This window comes from Rhizobium sp. K33 (assembly GCF_056501445.1).
This window is the reverse complement of the sequence record NZ_CP096478.1, coordinates 1,013,828-1,028,225: the sequence shown is the minus strand read 5'-3', so window position 1 is coordinate 1,028,225 and position 14,398 is coordinate 1,013,828. Positions and strand designations below refer to the sequence as shown.

General features: G+C 62.1%; 15 protein-coding genes. 11 read left to right on the top strand and 4 right to left on the bottom strand.

The features are described 5' to 3' along the window. Positions 1-86 precede the first annotated feature (86 nt). Entirely contained in the window at positions 87-1,940 is a 1,854-nt protein-coding gene (locus M1E12_RS05090; RefSeq protein WP_479563969.1) for an ABC transporter ATP-binding protein, read from the top strand. On the opposite strand, the gene M1E12_RS05085 is transcribed toward M1E12_RS05090, so the two are convergent. Continuing rightward, positions 1,937-2,539 carry an NUDIX domain-containing protein gene (locus M1E12_RS05085; RefSeq protein ID WP_479563968.1) on the bottom strand — a complete coding sequence of 201 codons (603 nt, stop codon included), beginning with the start codon at positions 2,537-2,539 and terminating at the stop codon, positions 1,937-1,939. The genes M1E12_RS05090 and M1E12_RS05085 overlap by 4 nt on opposite strands. After that, positions 2,536-4,698 carry a molybdopterin-containing oxidoreductase family protein gene (locus M1E12_RS05080; protein ID WP_479563967.1) on the bottom strand — a complete coding sequence of 721 codons (2,163 nt, stop codon included), beginning with the start codon at positions 4,696-4,698 and terminating at the stop codon, positions 2,536-2,538. Before M1E12_RS05080 ends, M1E12_RS05085 begins: the two co-directional genes overlap by 4 nt. A gap of 33 nt (positions 4,699-4,731) precedes the next feature. Here M1E12_RS05080 and M1E12_RS05075 point away from each other — a divergent pair, with 33 nt between their 5' ends. From M1E12_RS05075 to M1E12_RS05065, 3 genes are read left to right on the top strand one after another with little or no spacing between them, the layout of a single operon-like run. Then, positions 4,732-5,595, top strand: a complete 864-nt coding sequence (locus M1E12_RS05075) for a 23S rRNA (adenine(2030)-N(6))-methyltransferase RlmJ (protein ID WP_479563966.1) — start codon at positions 4,732-4,734, stop codon at positions 5,593-5,595. A 12-nt stretch (positions 5,596-5,607) separates the two neighbouring features. Beyond that, on the top strand, positions 5,608-6,363 hold the full coding sequence (locus M1E12_RS05070) for a ribonuclease T2 family protein (RefSeq protein WP_479563965.1): 756 nt from the start codon (positions 5,608-5,610) through the stop codon (positions 6,361-6,363). A 29-nt stretch (positions 6,364-6,392) separates the two neighbouring features. Then, complete coding sequence (locus M1E12_RS05065; RefSeq protein WP_479563964.1) at positions 6,393-6,989, top strand: glutathione S-transferase family protein; 597 nt, start codon at positions 6,393-6,395, stop codon at positions 6,987-6,989. Positions 6,990-7,064: 75 nt separating this feature from the next. Here the strand turns inward: M1E12_RS05065 and M1E12_RS05060 are convergent, their stop codons facing one another. Continuing rightward, entirely contained in the window at positions 7,065-7,727 is a 663-nt protein-coding gene (locus M1E12_RS05060; protein WP_479563963.1) for an outer membrane protein, read from the bottom strand. Between the two features lie 366 nt (positions 7,728-8,093). Here M1E12_RS05060 and M1E12_RS05055 point away from each other — a divergent pair, with 366 nt between their 5' ends. The 5 genes from M1E12_RS05055 to M1E12_RS05035 all read left to right on the top strand — a co-directional run bounded on the left by M1E12_RS05055 (position 8,094) and on the right by M1E12_RS05035 (position 12,333). After that, entirely contained in the window at positions 8,094-8,852 is a 759-nt protein-coding gene (locus tag M1E12_RS05055; protein WP_479563962.1) for an SDR family oxidoreductase, read from the top strand. Continuing rightward, positions 8,849-10,876, top strand: coding sequence for an excinuclease ABC subunit UvrC (gene uvrC / locus M1E12_RS05050; RefSeq protein WP_479563961.1), 2,028 nt, complete (start codon positions 8,849-8,851; stop codon positions 10,874-10,876). The genes M1E12_RS05055 and uvrC overlap by 4 nt, the downstream gene beginning before the upstream one ends. Before the next feature lie 121 nt (positions 10,877-10,997). Next, entirely contained in the window at positions 10,998-11,579 is a 582-nt protein-coding gene (pgsA, locus tag M1E12_RS05045; protein ID WP_113459303.1) for a CDP-diacylglycerol--glycerol-3-phosphate 3-phosphatidyltransferase, read from the top strand. Position 11,580: 1 nt separating this feature from the next. After that, positions 11,581-11,835, top strand: coding sequence for a molybdopterin converting factor subunit 1 (gene moaD / locus M1E12_RS05040; RefSeq protein WP_479563960.1), 255 nt, complete (start codon positions 11,581-11,583; stop codon positions 11,833-11,835). 24 nt (positions 11,836-11,859) lie between these two features. Beyond that, positions 11,860-12,333: a molybdenum cofactor biosynthesis protein MoaE gene (locus M1E12_RS05035; RefSeq protein WP_479563959.1), complete on the top strand. Its 474-nt coding sequence runs from the start codon at positions 11,860-11,862 to the stop codon at positions 12,331-12,333. Here the strand turns inward: M1E12_RS05035 and M1E12_RS05030 are convergent. After that, positions 12,323-13,219 (bottom strand): branched-chain amino acid ABC transporter permease, encoded by an 897-nt coding sequence (locus M1E12_RS05030; RefSeq protein WP_479563958.1) that lies wholly within the window; start codon positions 13,217-13,219, stop codon positions 12,323-12,325. The genes M1E12_RS05035 and M1E12_RS05030 overlap by 11 nt on opposite strands. Before the next feature lie 58 nt (positions 13,220-13,277). Between M1E12_RS05030 and M1E12_RS05025 the strand changes: the two genes are divergently transcribed. Together M1E12_RS05025 and M1E12_RS05020 are read left to right on the top strand one after the other, a co-directional pair. After that, positions 13,278-13,829: a CGNR zinc finger domain-containing protein gene (locus tag M1E12_RS05025; RefSeq protein ID WP_479563957.1), complete on the top strand. Its 552-nt coding sequence runs from the start codon at positions 13,278-13,280 to the stop codon at positions 13,827-13,829. Further along, entirely contained in the window at positions 13,826-14,338 is a 513-nt protein-coding gene (locus tag M1E12_RS05020; protein ID WP_479563956.1) for a hypothetical protein, read from the top strand. Before M1E12_RS05025 ends, M1E12_RS05020 begins: the two co-directional genes overlap by 4 nt. Positions 14,339-14,398 lie beyond the last annotated feature (60 nt).

Genomic DNA, 14,398 nt, shown 5'->3' with positions numbered 1-14,398 from the left:
CAACTTCCTGATGCCACAGACTCATGATCTACTGCCAGTGATTGCCTCCGCTCTTGGTCTTTCACTTTGCCAGCGCAGTGTTTCAGATGTCCTTTTCCGATCGTCTTTTCCGCCCGTTCGAGGGCTTGCTCCGGCCGCTCGACATTCCCTTCCAGCCCTTGCCAGATGCCGGGCCCATTAGGCTGCTCTACCATTTCGCCCGCTTTGCCCCGGGGCCGATGCTGGCCATCCTGACCCTCAGTGCGGCGATCGAAGTGTCGAACCTGACGGTCATCTGGGGCGTCTCGCACCTCGTCGACGGCATTTCGGCTGGCGGCGCAATTCCCTATCTGCGTGAGCACCAGACGGCGCTCGTGCTGTTCCTCATCCTGTTCTTTCCAATCACACCGGTCATGAGCTTCCTTTGCAACACGCTCGGTTCGCATGTTGTGAGTGTCGCGCTCCCCGCACTCATCCAGTGGCACGGGCACAAGGCGGTCGAGCGACAGGATCTCGCCTTCTTCCATGATCTCTTCGCCGGTCAGGTGGCGACGCGCATCGCGCAGGTCGCCTCCTCCGTGAAGCAGCAGCTTGCCGTCGGTATTTGGACCTTCCCTCACTTCCTCGTGCAACTCATCGGTACGTTCGCACTGATGATCACCCTCTCCTGGCCTCTCGCGATCCCGGTCGCGCTGTGGATCGGTGGCAATGTTCTTATCGCACGGCGGGCGATCCCGAAGTTCTCAGAAACTGCGCGCAAGTCCGCCAAGGCCCGCAGCCGGCTGGTCGGCTCGATGACCGATCTCTACAGCAATATCCAGACCGTGAAGCTCTTTGCCGCCGAAGACAGCGAGGCCGGAGCGCTGCGCAATGCGATTTCCCGGACAATGGGCGCACAGTATCAGGAGCGCCGCGTGGGCATCCTCTCCGATGCCGCAGTCATCACACTGAATGTCCTGCTCTTTCTCTCGATCTTCGGCGTCAGTGTCTGGGGCATGGTCCAGGGATTCGTTTCAATCGGCGAATTCGTCGCGGCGATCACGCTCACACAGCGCCTCTCGGCCAATTCCCGTGGCTTCCTCAGCATGGGCCAGCAGATCTTCGAGGCGGTCGGGACGATCCGAGACGCCATGCCTGTCATGACGAACGCGCCGAAAGTGGTGGACGCTCCTCAGGCCGGCCCACTGGTCGTGACAGAGGGCGACATCCGATTCGAAGGTGTCGACTTCGGCTACCGCGATGAAACGCCGGTGCTCCAGCAACTGTCTCTCCATATCCGATCCGGAGAGAAGGTCGGGCTGGTGGGGCTCTCCGGTGCCGGCAAGACAACGCTGGTCAGCCTTCTCCTCAGGCTCTTCGATGTGAAGAGCGGGCGGATCCTGATCGATCGCCAGGACATCTCAGGCGTCACCCAGGCCAGTCTCAGACAGAAGATCGGCTATATCACCCAGGATGTCTCACTCCTGCACCGGTCGATCGGCGACAACATTCTCTATGGACGGCCGGATGCCAGCGACGCCGAGCTTACCGCGGCCATTCACGACGCCAGCGCCGATGCGTTCATTGCAGATCTGAAGGATGGCGAAGGCCGGACCGGCCGCGAGGCTTTTGTCGGCGATCGCGGCGTTCGTTTGTCCGGCGGCCAGCGCCAGCGCGTCGCCATCGCTCGCGTGCTGTTGAAAGATGCCCCGATCCTCGTTCTGGACGAGGCGACATCGGCGCTGGATAGCGAGGCCGAGGCGACCATTCAGGAAAAGCTCGACCTGCTGATGCAGGGCAAGACGGTGATCGCCATCGCCCACCGGCTCTCGACGATTGCCCGGATGGACCGGATCATCGTTCTCGACCGGGGACGAATTGTCGAAGAGGGGCGGCCGGACGACCTGCTGACATCCGGGGGTCTCTACAGCCGTCTCTGGGCACGACAGACAGGCGGCTATATCGCAGCCCTCGACGACTAGATCTCGGCGGGCTGATCCCGCCGAAGTGCCGCCCATTGCAGGAGCATGATCGTCTTGGCGTCGATGATCTCGCCGGCCTCGACCATCTCCAGCGCCTCTGAAAAGCCGAGTTTGACGACCTCGAGGTCCTCGTGCTCGTCGTCCAGCCCGCCGCCCTCGGCGACACGGTCGGCATCGGTCACGGCCGCATAGAAACCGTGGAGCTTTTCGGTCACAGAGCCGGGGGACATGAAGGCGGCGAAGGCGGGGGTGGCCCGGGCAATCTTGTAACCCGTCTCTTCGCGTGCTTCGCGAAGCGCCGCCTGCAGCGCGGTCTCGCCGTCATCGATGAAGCCGGCTGGCGTTTCGAGCAGGTACGGATATTCGCCGCTCAGATGGGCCGCGATGCGCAGCTGGCGCACCAGCGTGACGGTGTCGCGTTCGGTGTTGTGCAACAGGATCGCTGCGGCATTGCGGCGGTCGAACACTTCCCAGGTGAGCCTGTGCGGCGCCCTGCCTTCGCGGAAGAAATCGAAGGTGATGCCGCGCAGGTGGCTCCAGCCCTTCCACAGCGTCTTGTCTTCCAGGATCGCGATCCGGGCCTTGTCGAAAATGCTCATGCCAGGGCTTTTCTCATCCAGACCTTGTTGTCGTGGAAGGCGGCGCCGCCATGAGGGGCTGCCGGATCCGCACCGGTCAGGACATTGATGCCCTCGCCGTCGAGATGGGACTTGTTCGGCCAGAGGCCCTCGGCCACCAGAACGCCTGCCTTCACCGCATCAGTGATCTTGGCGTGGATGCGGAGCTCGCCCCTGACATTGCCGAGTTGGACGACATCGCCTTCGGCGAGGCCGAGGCTCAAGGCATCGGCGGGGTTCACCATGACCTCCGGGCGACCTTCCTTGTCACGCGAGGTCTTGGTCTCGGCGAAGGTGGAGTTGAGGAAATTGCGGGCTGGCGAGGTCGCAAGGCGGAAGGGGTGCTCCGCATCGGCTATTTCGATGAGATCGACCTGATCAGGATAAACAGGCAGGGATTTGACCGGGCCGAGCGAACCGAGCTTTGCCGGCGGCTTGTTTGGTGCAGGGGTGTTCTCCCAGTCCGGTTTGAAACGGAACTTGCCGTCCGGATGGGCAAAGCCGTTCAGATAATGGGCGTCGTCGAAGGCCGGCTGGCAGTCGAGCCACTTGTCCTCGATCAGCGTGTCGAAATCCGGCTTGCCACTGACATACAGCATGCGCTCGATATGCTCGCGCTCGGTCTTGCCGAAACCCGGACGGTTCGCAACGCCGAGACGCTTGGCGAGTTCCTCGATGACGAAGAGATTGGTGCGCACTAAGGGCGGCGCATCGACAAGCTTCGGCCCGAGCAAGATATGGCTTTGGCCACCGCCGCGATAGATGTCGTCGTGTTCGACGAACATGGTGGCGGGCAGAACGATATCGGCGAGGTCCGCCGTTTCCGTCATGAACTGCTCGTGCACGGCAACGAAGAGATCGTCACGCAGGAAACCCTGTTTCACCAGGCGCTGTTCGGGCGCGACATTCACCGGATTGGTGTTCTGGATGATCATGGCGGTGACCGGGCCGCCATGGCGCAAGGCCTCGGCGTCGCCGGTCAGCACGCGGCCGATCTGCGACTGGTCGAGCATGCGGATGTCGGGGTCGACCATGGCGGTGCCCATCAGTTCCGCCTTGTTCAGCTGGAAGATGTCGCTGTTCGAATGGAAAGCACCACCGCCCTCGTATTGCCAGGACCCGAGCACGGTCGCGAGCGACAGGGCCGCATGCATGGAGACCGCGCCGTTGCGGCTGCGGGTGAAGCCGTAGCCGAGGCGGAAGTAGCTCTTCTTCGTCTGGCCAACGAGACGGGCAAAGGCTTCGATCTCCTCGACCGAGAGACCAGTGATTTCAGCTGCCCATTCCGGCGTCTTGTCCTTGAGGTGCGCTTCGAGCCCTGCCGGATCATCGGCGAAGTTCGCCATGTAGTCCCGATCGGCATAGCCGTCGCGGAAGGCGACATGCATGGCAGCGCAAGCGAGCGCCGCATCCGTGCCGGGCTTCAGGATCAGGGCCATATCGGCCTGTTTCATCGTCGGATTGTCGTAGATGTCGATGACGACGATCTTGGCGCCCCGATCCTTGCGGGCCTTGACCGCATGGGTCATCACATTGACCTGGGTGGCGACCGCATTGGTGCCCCAGATGACGACGCAATCGGAAACGGCCATCTCGCGCGGGTCCGGGCCGCGCAGCGTGCCGGTGCCCATGACATAACCCGTCCAGGCCATGTTGGTGCAGATCGTGCCGAAGAAGCCGGAATATTTCTTCGCATGGCGCAGGCGCTCGATCGAGTCGCGCTGCACGAGGCCCATGGTGCCGGCGTAGAAATAAGGCCAGACCGCTTCTGAGCCGTGGCGCTGCTCGGCCTTGACGAAGGCGTCGGCGATCTCGTCGAGAGCGGCTTCCCAGGTGACGTCCTGCCACTGGCCGGCACCCTTGGCGCCGGCCCGGCGGACCGGTTTCATCAACCGGTCGGGATGGTAGAGCCGCTCGGCGTAACGCGCGACCTTGGCGCAGATGACACCCGCCGTATAGCTGTTCTCGGTTGCCCCGCGCATACGACCGATGCGGCCGTCCTCGGTCAGATCGACGTCGAGGGCGCATGTGGATGGACAGTCATGCGGACAGGCCGTATGACCGACCGACCGGTTTCGAATGGGGCTCTGGATGTTCATGGGCCGGTTATAGGCCAAGGCCCATACGCTCAAAAGCCCCATTCGAACAAATCATCAGTGCCATCGGAACCATCAATGAATTATCGCCACATCTATCACGCGGGCAATTTTGCCGATGTCCTGAAGCACCTCGTTCTGTCGCGGCTGATCGTCTACCTGCAGCAGAAGGACAAGGCATTCCGCGTGCTGGATACCCATGCCGGGATCGGGCTCTACGACCTCTCGTCGGAGGAAGCGCAGAAGACGGGCGAATGGCTCGAAGGCATCGGCAAGGTGATCGATGCCGAGCTGCCGGAAAAGGTGGCCGAGATCATGGCGCCCTATCTCGATGCGGTGAAAGCGCTCAACCCGGGCCGCGAGGCCGGAGGCCCGCTTGCCAGATATCCCGGATCGCCGAAGCTCGCGCGCGACCTCTTCCGCCCGCAGGACCGCCTCTCGGCGATGGAATTGCATCCCGAGGATTCGCGCGCCCTCTCGCGTCTGTTCGAAGGCGACTTTCAGGTGCGGGTGACCGAACTCGACGGCTGGCTTACCTTGAATGCGCATCTGCCGCCGAAGGAAAAGCGCGGTATCGTCCTGGTCGATCCGCCCTTCGAGAAGGAAGGCGAATACGAGCGGCTGGTGGACGGGCTTGCCAAGGCCCATCGCCGCTTCGCCAACGGCGTCTACTGCCTCTGGTATCCGATCAAGAAGGGTGCACCGATCAAGGAATTCCATGAAGCGCTGCAGGCGCTGGAAATTCCGAAGATGCTCTGCGCCGAACTGCATGTGAAGAGCGATCGCGACCAGACGGGTCTCTCCGGCACCGGCCTCGTCATCGTCAATCCGCCTTACACGCTGAAGGACGAGATGCATCTGGCACTTCCCGAGCTGAAGCGACTTATGGCACAGGATCGCTATGCCTCGCATCGCTGCTTCTGGCTGCGCGGGGAAGAGTGAGCGGAGGGCGCGATGGGACGCTATACAGGCTTCATCGCCTTCGGCCTGATGCTTGCGGCTGCGGCCGTCTACAGCTTTCTGCCTGTTGAAACGGCTGGTGATCGCACCACCTCGACAGCCTCCCCTCCGCCCAACGCACAGCAGTCGGCAGACCCGGCACGATCTGCGACCACGCCGGCTGCCGACCTCCCGGAAGGAAGTGGCTTCGATTTCTATGTGCTGGCCCTGTCCTGGTCTCCGACCTTCTGCGACAGCGAGGCGGCAGGCCGCAATCGTGAGCAATGCGGCGCAGACAAGAATTTCGGCTGGGTCGTCCACGGTCTCTGGCCGCAGAACGAGCAAGGCTGGCCGGAGAACTGCCCGACACCGAAGGGAAGCCGTGTCCCGGACCGCATCGGCCGGACAGTGATGGACATCATGCCGAGCATGGGCCTGATCGGCCACCAGTGGCGCAAGCATGGCTCCTGCTCCGGTCTCTCGATGAGCGACTACTTCAAGCTCGTGCGCCAAGCCCATGATAGAATTCGCATTCCCGACGAGCTTGCCGAGGTCGACCGCCAGAGCCGCACCTCGCCCGAGGCGATCGAGGCTGCCTTCATCCGCAGCAATCCGGGGCTCGGCCGCTCGGCAGTGGCCGTCACCTGTGATAGGGAGAGAGTCGACGAAGTCAGGATCTGCCTCGACCGGTCGCTTGGCTTCCGTGCATGCCCGGAGGTCGACAGCCGATCCTGCCGCCGATCCGACATCACCATTCCGCCCCTGCGCTGAACCCGCCACGAGAGCCACAGGAACCCGTCATGAAGCTGCTCTTCGCGCCCGCCTCGCCCTACTCCTCCAAGGTCCGCATGGCCGCCCGTCATCTCGGCATAGAGCTTGAGGAAGAGCGCGTGAACACGGCGGAAAACCCGCCTGAACTCGTCGACACCAATCCGCTCGGAAAGATCCCGACGCTGATCACCGACGACGGCACGGCGATCTTCGACAGCCGCGCCATCATGCACTACCTGCACCGGATCGGCGACAAGCGGCTCTATCCGAAGAAGGACGAGAAGCGGACCGAGGCCGAGGTGCTGGAAGCGCTGGCCGACGGCATCAGCGACTGCCTGCTCGCCATCGTCTACGAGAAGCGCTACCGGTCACCCGAACTGGTCAGCCAGGACGCGATCGACCGCCAGTGGGCCAAGATCAATCGCAGCCTGGACTATCTCGACAAGCATCTGCCGAAGACGGCGAAGAAGCTGCATGGGGGCCACTTCGCGCTGGCGGCGACGCTCGGCTATCTCATGCTGCGCTTTCCCGGCGAGTGGGAGAATGGCCGCGCCGCCCTGACGGAATGGCCGTCGAAATTCGCCAAGCATTTCGAGCCTTATCCTGCGCTTCGCCCGAAGGCCTGAGCTCCTGACATCCGATTGCGCAACAAAAAAGCCGGGACGATGCCCGGCTTTTTCTGTGTTCGCGGATCGCGTGGATCAGAACTTCACGCCCATGCCGACCTTGACCGAGTGGTCGTCGAAGCCGCGCGATACGGTGGTGCCACCGAGATCGAAGTCGCGCTTCTGGTAGTCGCTGTAGCGATATTCGACGCGAGCGGTGATGTTGTCGGTGACGAAGGTTTCAACACCGGCACCGACCGTGTAACCGGCTGCCAGCTTCTCGTCGTTGTTGCCACCGCCTTCAAGCTCGTGGTTGGCAACAGCCACACCAGCCGTACCATAAACGAGGAAGGGGTTGAGGTCGTAACCGACGCGGCCACGAACCGAGCCGTTGACGCCCTGGGTGCCCTTGAGGTTGCCGGGCACGCCAGCATCCGTGCCAGCCGAACCATCTTCACCGGCGTAGCTGAGGTCAGCTTCTGCACCGTAGACGATCGAGCCGCTCTGCATGTTGTAACCGCCGTAGACGGTGCCGCCGATGCCATCAGCATCACGACCGTCGTTCGAGCCGGTGAACTTGCCCATGTCATAGGTGATGCCACCACCGACATAAGCGCCCGACCAGTTGCCGGCCGGCTCGGAGTAGGATTCGGTTGCGGCCGGAGCTTCCGGAGCCTGATAGATGGCGTCAGCTGCCTGGGCGGCGAAAGCGACGACGGTGGTGGCCGAAGCCAGAAGCATGATCTTGAGGGTACGCATGTTAGTCTCCTTTCAGTTCCGAGCCGCACTTCACTAAGAACCAACGGCGGCCTGAACGTTAATGGGTATTCCCTGCCCGTTCCGACTGTAGAAATGGATGGCAATTGAGGAATTGAAAGAGCCGAAATGTGAATTCATTGTGGCACAGCAGTGACCAAATCGGGACGTTGCTTAAAAGACACAAACGATTCGTTAACCATAACAAATAGTTTACGCCGCAGTCGGCGATTTACATAAATATATACTGCAATTGTACTGACGGCGTCCGAAGATCAATTGCCGGATGAAATCGGTTTGCGGCTGTTTAAATATCGCGTTGGCGCCATATATGCAGCGCAACCAAAGATCCAGAACAAGGTAAAAGCGATGCAAAACGGCATCTCGAAGGTGGCATTGGTCACAGGCTCGGCCAAAAGACTTGGCCGGGCCATTGCGGAAGACTTGGCACAGAACGGGTTTGCCGTGGCTTTGCATGCAAACGGCTCGCTGGCGGAAGCCGAGGCAGTCGCCGCGGCGCTCAGGGAGAGCGGCAAACAAGCGATCGCGCTTCAAGCCGATCTCGGTAACATTTCCGCGACCTCGTCCCTCATTGCGCGCACGCAAGCCGAATTCGGGCCGGTCGGCCTTCTCGTCAACAATGCCTCGATCTTCGAAGACGATACCGCTGCCGATTTCGATCCGGAGACGTTCGACCGGCATTTCAATCTGCATGTCCGCGCGCCGTCGATCTTAAGCGGTGCCATGGTCAAGGCGCTGCCGGAGGATTGCTCCGGCCTGATCGTCAACATCATCGACCAGCGGGTGCTGGCCCTGAAGCCGACCTTCTTTTCCTACACGCTTTCCAAGTCCACCCTGTGGACGGCGACCCGCACCATGGCCCAGGCCTTCGCCCCCCGGGTGCGGGTGAACGCGATCGGCCCGGGTCCCACCCTGATTTCAGAGCGGCAGCGGCCCGAGGATTTTCAGGCGCAGGTCGACAGTCTGCCGCTCAAGCGCGGCCCGTCGCTCACGGAATTCGGACAAACAATCCGCTTTCTTTTTGACACGCCGTCGATCACCGGCCAAATGATCGCCTTGGATGGGGGCCAGCATCTGATTTGGCACGGCACGGAGATCAATGAATGAATGGAGGAAAGCTGCCCGATGGCGGCGTTCTCTATGATGGCACGGAAGAAGATGACGATGACGTCGTGGTCGAGCCCGAGACGACGCGCGCCGGCATCGAGATCGACTGGCATGTCGACGGGCTGGACGAGACCGGCCTGACCGGTGCCGATCTGATCGGCGAATTCGTCAAGCGGCTTCCTAATGCGCCCGGCGTCTACCGCATGCTGAACAAGGACGGCGACGTCATGTATGTCGGCAAGGCGAAGAGCCTGAAGAAGCGCGTCAGCAATTATGCCCAAGGCCGGGTCCATTCGAACCGCCTGTCGCGCATGGTGCGCGAGACCGTACACATGGAATTTGTCACGACCCGCACCGAGGTCGAGGCGCTGCTCCTCGAAGCAAACCTGATCAAGCGCCTGCGGCCGCGCTATAATGTCCTGCTGCGCGACGACAAGAGCTTTCCCTATATCCTGATCACCGGCGACAGCCGTTCGCCCGCCATCTACAAGCATCGTGGTGCGCGCGCCCGCAAGGGTGACTATTTCGGCCCGTTTGCCTCCGCCAGCGCCGTCGGCCGCACGATCAATTCCCTGCAGCGCGCCTTTCTCCTGCGCACCTGCACCGACAGCGTCTTCGAAAGCCGCACCCGGCCTTGCCTGCTCTATCAAATCAAGCGCTGTTCGGGTCCCTGTACCCACGAGATCAGCGATCCGGATTATGCCGGTCTCGTGCGCGAAGCGAAGGACTTCCTCTCGGGCAAGAGCCAGAACGTCAAGGAAGCCATGGCGCGCGCCATGAACGAGGCAGCGGAAGACCTCGACTTCGAGCGTGCCGCCGTGTTCCGCGATCGTCTAGCCGGCCTGTCCCATGTCCAGAGCCATCAGGGCATTAACCCGGCCGGGGTAGAAGAGGCTGACGTCTTCGCCATCCACCACGAGGGGGGGCTGTCCTGCCTCCAGGTCTTCTTCTTCCGTGCCAGCCAGAACTGGGGAAATCAGGCCTATTTCCCGAAGGCGGATCCTCAGCTCAGCGCAGCCGAGGTCCTCAATTCCTTCCTCGCGCAGTTCTATGACGACAAGCCTGTGCCGCGGCTGATCCTTCTTTCCGAAGAGGTCGAGGAGCAGGACCTCCTGGCGACAGCACTTTCCGAAAAGGCGGGCCACAAGGTTTCGATCAGCGTGCCGCAGCGGGGTGAAAAGAAGGATCTCGTTGGCCATGTGAGCGCCAATGCCCGCGAGGCCCACGGCCGCAAGCTTGCCGAAACCGCGTCGCAGTCGCGGCTCTTGGCTGGTCTCGCCGAGACTTTCCAGCTGCCCTACGTGCCGCGGCGCATCGAGATCTACGACAACTCGCACATCATGGGCACCAATGCCGTCGGCGGCATGGTGGTCGCGGGGCCGGAAGGCTTCGTGAAGGGCCAGTATCGCAAGTTCAACATCAAATCGACCGAGATCACGCCCGGCGACGACTTCGGCATGATGCGCGAGGTGATGACCCGGCGCTTCTCGCGGCTGCTCAAGGAAGAAGGCAAGCCGGATCGCAGTGCCGCGCCCGATGACAGCGGCGATGCGGCTTTCCCCGCCTGGCCCGATGTCATCCTGATCGATGGCGGTCAGGGCCAGATGACGGCAGTGCGCAAGATTCTCGACGAACTCGACATCACCGACAGCGTAATCGCGATCGGGGTCGCCAAGGGTGTCGACCGCGATGCCGGCCGCGAACGCTTCTTCGTCCAGGGCAAGCCGGACTTCACGCTCCCGCCTCGCGATCCGGTGCTCTACTTCATCCAGCGCATGCGCGACGAAGCGCACCGTTTCGCGATCGGCTCACACCGGGCCCGCCGCAAGAAGGAGATGGTCAAGAACCCGCTCGACGAGATCTCCGGCATCGGCCCGACCCGCAAGCGGGCGCTGTTGCAGCATTTCGGCACGGCCAAAGCCGTGTCACGCGCTGCCGTCAGCGATCTGATGGCGGTCGAGGGCATTTCGGAGGCCGTGGCGCGGCTGATCTACAACCATTTTCACGAAAACAGCGGTGATTGACACGGAAACGACGCATCCGGGGACAAGAGGACGATAAGGACCATTCAGAATTCTTGTGTTGACGGCCCCGACCGAAAACCATCACATCACATCACCTAGCAGTATTCAAAGACAGGGCATCATGGCTTCGCGCGCATACAATATCCCCAATCTCCTGACCTACGCCCGCATCCTCGCCGTGCCGCTCATCGTCCTGTGCTTCTTCCTCGAAGGTCGTCTGCAGAGTTCCGATTTCGCACGCTGGTCGGCTCTGGCGCTGTTCATCGCCGCCTCGATCACCGACTATCTCGACGGCTATCTGGCGCGGATCTGGAACCAGACCTCCAATATCGGAAAAATGCTCGACCCGATCGCCGACAAGCTCCTAATCGCCTCGGTGCTGCTTCTGATGGCAGCGGACGGCACCATTGCCGGCTGGTCGCTCTGGGCGGCGATTACCATTCTCTGCCGCGAGATCCTTGTCTCCGGCCTGCGCGAATATCTCGCGGCGCTCAAGGTTTCGGTGCCGGTTACGCGGATCGCCAAATGGAAGACGACGGCGCAGATGTTTGCGCTGGCCTTCCTGCTGGCCGGCCCTGCCGGCGACAAGGTTCTGCCCTACACGACCGAAGCCGGCATCACCCTGCTCTGGATCGCGGCGATCCTGACCATCTATACCGGTTACGACTACTTCCGCGCCGGCGCAAAGCATATGGTGGATTGAGATGGTGAAGCTGGTCTATTTTGCCTGGGTGCGCGAGCGCATCGGCAAGGGTGAAGAAGAGCTCGAGATCCCAGCTGGCGTCCAGACAGCCGGCGAACTGGTGACCTGGCTCGCGACGCTTGGAGACGGCTATGAGGAGGCCCTGCGCTTTCCCAAGGCGATCCGCGTTGCCGTCAATCAGGAGCATGTCGAGCACCACGAATCGATCGCAGGTGCCCGCGAGATCGGCATCTTTCCGCCGATGACCGGAGGCTGAGTGCCTCCCGCCGGAGTTGAAACCGTGACGGAAACGCCATCTGCCATCATCCGCGTCCAGCGCGAGGATTTCGATGCGGCCTCAGAAGCCCGTCGCCTGACCGAAGGGCGCAAGGATATCGGCGCGCTTGTTTCCTTCGTCGGCCTCTGCCGTGACGAAGCCGGAACGCTTTCGGCACTTGAGCTCGAGCACTATCCCGGCATGGCCGAGACCGAGATGCAGCGGATCTGCGATCTCGCGATCAACCGTTTTTCCCTGCTCGGCCTGACCGCCATCCACCGCTTCGGGCGCATCGAGGCCGGCGAACAGATCGTGCTCGTCATTGCCGCCGCACCACACCGCCAGGCCGCCTTCGACGGTGCCAATTTCGTCATGGACTTCCTGAAAACATCAGCCCCCTTCTGGAAGAAGGAGCATGGGCAGGATGGAGAAACCGGAGACTGGGTCGCGGCCAAGGACGCCGACGACAGCGCGCGGGATCGCTGGCTCACGGAATGATGCGTTCGCGGCGGCTCACGACAAGGAGCCAGACCAGCACCGAGATGATCACAGCGTCACGCCATATCATCGGGCCATAGGCAGCCCAGAGCTGCTCGGCAAACGCGATGGCCGCGGCGCCAAGAGATGAGTGAAGTGGGCGCGAGTAACCGCCGACCGCTGCGATCAGAACCACTTTCAATCCGAACATCAGACCCGCGCCGAAATCCATGGTGCCGTAGAGCACCGTGGCCGACAGTCCGCCAGAAGCCGCCACCGAGGCGGCGGCGGTCAGGGAGATTACGAAGACCTTGTCGGCATTGATCCCGACAAGGCGGGCGGCAAGTGGATCCTGACAGACCGCCTGCCACAAGCGCCCTGCCCGGCTGAACGTCAGAAGCAGGTAGCCGACGACGACAACGGCTAGCATGAGCACGCTATGCAGCATCTGAAGCCGTGTGAGGCCGAGTGCTGTGTCTTCGATCCTCAAGATCGTCACGAAGTGTTGCCCCAGGGGCGGCAACCACAGGCTCCGCGTGTCGAGCGCGAGACGCGCGCCCTCTGAAAGCAGCAGCACAACGCCGAGCGAGGCGACGATCACCGCATTCGGTGACCTCCTGTGCAAGGGCAGCATGATTGTTCGGGCATTCCAGTAGCCCGCCAGTAAGGCATAGGCGAAGCCTGCCGCGAGACCGAGACCGACAGCCGCCGGCAGGACCAGGTACAGACCATTCCAGCCGAAATCGGTGAACAGCAGGCAGATTTGACCGGCAAAGGCGACCAGTGCCCCGAAGGTGATATCCGGGCGCTTCGTCACCCCGAAAGCCAGCGAATAGCCGAAGGCAAGGCAGGCATAGAGGCTCGCCATGGGCAGGGCGTTCAGAAGCTGTTGCAGCAGGTAGGCCATGGCGTCCTCCGACCGTATTTATAACTGTCAAAATGCTTTTTACCAGTTATATTGAGCCATGACCTTTACATGGACCCCTCACCGCTTCGCCGGTGGCGCCCTGGCCCTTGATGTGGCCAACAGCGTGATCCTGCGGCACTCGCCGGACGGGCGGCGCGACCGGTTCGCCGTGCCGGAGCAACTCGCCGCCTTTCCCGAGGCCGCGAGCCGGTTGTCTGCGGAGCGGACACGGTTTGGCGCACTGAGGCCGGTTGGCCGCGGCAATGAGGCGCTCTTCCTGCATCTGCGGGAGGCGATCGACGGCTATTTCCGAGATCGGGTGCTTGGCCAAGAAAGCCGCACACAGTTGGCGGACCTTCTGGAGGCGACCGCCATGGCACTCCGAGCCGCCCCCGACGACGACAGCTTGGAGGCTGCTACGGCCAAGTCCGCCCTGGGCCTGATCTGCGAACCGCAGCCCGAGCGCATGAAGATCTGCGGCAATTGCGGCTGGCTCTTCATGGATCGCAGCAAGAACCGCAGTCGTACGTGGTGCGACATGGCCGTCTGCGGCAACCGGGTCAAGGCGAACCGTCACTATCATCGCAGGAAGAAGGAGGCCTCGCCATGAAGGCGATCTCGATCGGTGCTGCCCTTGTTATCGGGCTTTTCGGCATGACCGGCTGCCAAAGGGAGGATCTCGACGAGCCGCTCAAGCTTTCGGGCAAGGTCTTCATCTTCAACTACCGCGTGGCGGAGGCGACCTATGTCGTGACGCTTGCCCGCAATGGACCTCTGCCCGAACCGAGCTTCGTCGAGACGACATTCGAAAACCCTGCCGGTGGGCCGCCGCTGGTGACCCGAAGCAAGATCTTTTCCTTCTGGGACAAGGTCTCGCTCGAAAGCCCGCCGGTGCACTGCGTGGTGAAGGGCCGACCTTATGCGATCTCGATCCGGATCCTCGATGGCCGCGACAAGGTCCTGCAGACCATCGAGACGACGCTGACCTCGAGCCTCGACCAGACGATCATGCCCGGCAAAGCGCTTGTCGTCGGCCCAGTCTACACCCCGAACCCGGAGGTCTATCGTACCGATAGCGCGGTGGATTACGCGAAGGACAAGACCTGCCCCGGCGTCTGATCCGGACGGGCAGACGGAGCAGATCGCAAGAAAAAACCGGAGCCTTTCAGCTCCGGTTCT